Annotated in this window: 4 protein-coding genes; 1 reads left to right on the top strand and 3 read right to left on the bottom strand. The window is 36.4% G+C overall.

Going from position 1 to position 4008, the window contains the following annotated elements:
• Positions 1–408: hypothetical protein (locus AAF462_10615; protein ID MEM7009575.1), on the top strand; the 408-nt coding region annotated here is incomplete at its 5' end.
• A 4-nt stretch (positions 409–412) separates the two neighbouring features.
• On the opposite strand, the gene AAF462_10610 is transcribed toward AAF462_10615, so the two are convergent.
• The 3 genes from AAF462_10610 to AAF462_10600 are packed head-to-tail and all read right to left on the bottom strand — an operon-like array spanning position 413 to position 3768.
• A complete protein-coding gene (locus AAF462_10610) occupies positions 413–2344 on the bottom strand; it encodes a BatA domain-containing protein (protein MEM7009574.1) in 1932 nt (643 codons plus the stop codon).
• A gap of 26 nt (positions 2345–2370) precedes the next feature.
• Positions 2371–3243 (bottom strand): DUF58 domain-containing protein, encoded by an 873-nt coding sequence (locus AAF462_10605; GenBank protein MEM7009573.1) that lies wholly within the window; start codon positions 3241–3243, stop codon positions 2371–2373.
• A gap of 24 nt (positions 3244–3267) precedes the next feature.
• Positions 3268–3768: a CarD family transcriptional regulator gene (locus AAF462_10600; GenBank protein ID MEM7009572.1), complete on the bottom strand. Its 501-nt coding sequence runs from the start codon at positions 3766–3768 to the stop codon at positions 3268–3270.
• Positions 3769–4008 lie beyond the last annotated feature (240 nt).

The following is a 4008-nucleotide window of genomic DNA, read 5'->3' as shown; positions in this document are numbered from 1 at the left end:
GCTTGGATTGATGATGATCAAAACATCAACTATGAAAAAATAAAAGGAGACCCTTTTAACTATAATGGCATGCCCAAGAAAATGAGCTATGAACAAGCCCTTTCGCATAGCTATAAAACTGAGTACCCTGATGCACTGGTACAGATAATACAAGTTTTAGAAAGTCCTCGGACAGGTGATCTGGTGTTGAGTGCAAATCCTGGCTATGACCTTCGGGCTAGACACGAAAATCCCGAACACCGGTCTTCTCATGGCGCACTATTTAGAGATCATATGCTTGTGCCTTTGGTTATGAACTCTAAGATAAATAAAGAATGTGTAAGAACTGTAGATGTGTTTCCAACTATTATGAAATTGTTAGGGCAGCCTTTACCATGCAACATAGACGGAGTAAGTCTTGTCGATTAGCAGCTTATGAGAATAGGGATCTAAAAACAGATTCTGAAACAAATAATGCTATAACTCCCCATAGAAAATAACGCCATATTTCTCTAAAAACTTTAACAAAGCCCTGTGTTTCAGATTCTGTATCCTCAGACAAACTGGGTCTGATTTTTTGTAAATTAGATTCAGCCGGGCTTATATTAACCGCAAATTGGTAGTTGTCTTGGTCTCCACTAATAACCGTATATATTCCTGGTACATACGTTTTTTCATAAAGATCATTTTCAGCTTTAATCTGGTGACGTTTGCCGTTTGGATCTAAGATCTCTATGTTTCCACCGTTTTGAGCGGAGTCTATCTTTACGCTATCACCAATAAAAAAATGTCTAGCCTTATTTCTCTCAATGTTAGGGAGGTCGTGAATCTTATTTATTACGGGTAGAAAAACAGGTGTTATTGAGAAATTAGTCCAGCTAGTGTCAGCAGTTGATGTAAATAGAAAAACACTCCCGCTGCCGTATGTGCTCTGGATTAAAAAAGGTTTACCTTGATCTGTGCTAAGGATAATATTAGCTTCTTGGTCCACTGTTGTATCGAACATTCTCTCGACAGTTATCTGTTTGATTTTGTCAGCTATTTGTGTAGAAAATAAACTGCTATCTTGAGTAGTTAGTGAAATTTCATTCTCAAATTCGCTATTTATTCGAGCCGGTAATATGTTTTTAAACAGAGTGTTGTATGAACTTGCTCTTACAGCATTGCCTAAAAATACTACAATGCTTCCGCCTGAGTTTGCAAAACCCTCAAGCTCTTTCGCTAATGTAGGAGTTATATCTCCCACATTTGCTAAATATATAATGTCATAGTTAGATAAATCCTCATTTAGAAATCTTTCGTTGTCTAAAATAGTAATTTGAGCGTCAGCTTTTTCTGAAATAGTTTCAAGTGCCCGGGCTAGAAAGTAAGTCTCGCTAAGTCTTGAATCCTCTCTGGGATCTCCATCTACTATTAAGATTTTAGAATCAGAATTGCTCCCGTCTGAAATAAAATATCTAGTATCATCAATCTTTAGTTTATCGTTCTGAGTTTCGACTGAACCTGAACTGTCTTGATCATTATAATCAAAGCTGACATCCACTGTGGTGAAATAGTTAGGATCTATATCTATTTTTTCTGTTATATCTTTCTTATTGAAATTTACAGTTACTAGTAGGTCTGTTACCGGGCTGTCCGAAAAATTGGATACATCAGTTAATATGTCCGTGAAATTGTCTCCTAAGTTTAGGTCTATGTCGGTGACAGCGTGATTTGAAGACGCCTTTTTATCAGAAACATCGACCAGTTCTAGCCAGGAGGGTTCAAAATTCTGGCTTTCCCAGCCGTTTTTTTGCAGATCGGTTATTAATACTACAACTTTCTTTTCATTAGGGGATAGCTGTAACTTTGAATAAATATCTTGGAGTCTATCTTCATTATTTGCAAAGCTGTAAGATAATTCTATATCCTTAACATCTTGTTTGAGTGAGTTTTTATCCTGGGTACTTGTGTACTGATCATCTCCAGAGGCTACCAATGGGGCAACTAGTCCAAAACTTCCGTCAGGCAATATATCTATTAATTTACTTGCCTGACCCAGTGCTTTCTCATAGTAGTCTTCATAGCCCATGCTAAATGAGTTGTCTACTACAATAGCGACTGATCTAGGGCTTGAGTCTGTACTCTTTGAAAATGAGAAAACAGCCGGTTTTGCAAAAATCAGAACTATGAATACTAAGATTAAGGCTCTTAGCAAAAGTAGTATAAGATCTTTAATTCTAGATCTAGTAGCCAGATCTCCTTGTGATGATAGTAGAAATGTAAGTGCAGGAAAGGTTTGTTTAATGCCGCTTTTTCTTGAAATTAAATGAGCAATTATCGGCAGCGCAATTGCTGCAAGACCGATAAAAAAAAGTGGGCTCAAGAACGATAAATTCAATATATTTCTCTCTATTTATCTGCAATTTGAATAAGGGATCTTTCAATACTTTGGTTGGTAGGTGAAAGTACATATCTAGACTCATTTTCATGGCAGATATCTTTTAACTTTGCAATAAATTCCCCTATTCTTTTAATATAAGTATGTCTTAGTGAATCTGCATCTACAATCACTTTTGTACTAGTCTCTAAATCCTCAAATTCTATTGATCCTTTGAAATCAAAATCTGTTTCATCTGGATGAAGGACATGGAAGAGTGATAACTCTTTACTAGAATTTCTACATAGTGTGATGGATTTTTCAATCAGTTCTGTCTCGATCAGAAAATCTGAGATAATAACAAATGAGGCGTCTGATCGATATGTTTCAAGGGCATCTAGCACCGGGTCTTCAAGGACCGTTTTCCCAGATGATGTAAGATTCGATAATTTGTCTAGTATAGGAGTTATAAAATGGCTTCCTGACTTTGGTGGTATTTGCTCTACGCCTGTTTCAGAGAATGCAATTAGCCCAACTGCATCGCCTTGTTTTAGAAGAAGGTATGATAGAGTTGCGGCAAGTTTTTTTGCGTACCCAAATTTGTTATCACTGCCATGGCCGTAATCCATTGATGCGCTTTTGTCTATCAATATACACCAGCGCATATTTACCTCATCCTCATACTTCTTTACATAAAGGCGGTCATGTCTACCATATAGGCGCCAATCTATTTGTTTAAGCTCATCACCTCTATTGTATTGTTTGTGCTCTGAGAAATCAGGGCTTATACCAGTATAAGTGCTCTTATGAATTCCGGATTTGTATCCGCTTACTTTAGATGATGTACGAAAGTTAAATCGTTTTAGTCTTAGGGCTGTTTCTATGTCTAAAAGGCTTTCTGACATATTTAGGTTTACTATTATAGAAGATCAAACTGCGGTTGTTAATATCTTGTCTATTTCTTTTGTTACTGCTTCTTCTTTTAAGTTTTTAGCAATAGATATTTCTTTTACAAGCAGAGAAAGAGCTGAATCCATTATTCTTTTCTCTCCAAAAGAAAGATCTTTATCATTTTGGAGAAGATTGATGTCTTTTAGAACGTTTGCGACTTCAAAAATGTCTCCGCTCTTAAGTTTGTCTGAATATTCGCGGTAGCGCTTATTCCAGCTCTGATGGCCGTTTTGGTGCTCACCATCTTTGCTCTTGTTCTTAAGTATTTTATATATTCGGGTTATTTGTGTTTTGGATATTACAGGTCTTAAACCGACACTCTCAGCGTTGTCTGTTGGCACCATCACAGTTACATCGCTATCTATGACCTGAAGTATATAAAAATCCTTTTTAGTACCACAGATTTCTTTTGATTCGACAGCCTGAACTTGAACAACCCCGTGCGCAGGGTATACCGCTTTTTTACCTACTTTGAACATGATTTTTTATGTGATCTCCCATCCCAACTTTAGGTACCAGACTGTCAAAACATAACACAAACTGCACGTCAGGTCAAATGGATCTAACTATGCATACTATATCAAAAGGCCTACAATTATTAAAAATTACATGCGAATCGGCTCTAATATTATATATCTTAATGACTATATATAAGATATATGTTCAAATCGATCATTTAGCCATTTAGTTGTCTGTGGTATGCATATTAATACAGATAT

Source organism: Thermodesulfobacteriota bacterium (genome assembly GCA_039028315.1).
Classification (GTDB): Bacteria; Desulfobacterota_D; UBA1144; order Nemesobacterales; family UBA2774; genus CR02bin9.
The sequence above is the reverse complement of the archived record's forward strand: the minus strand, read 5'-3'. Positions and strand labels throughout refer to the sequence as shown.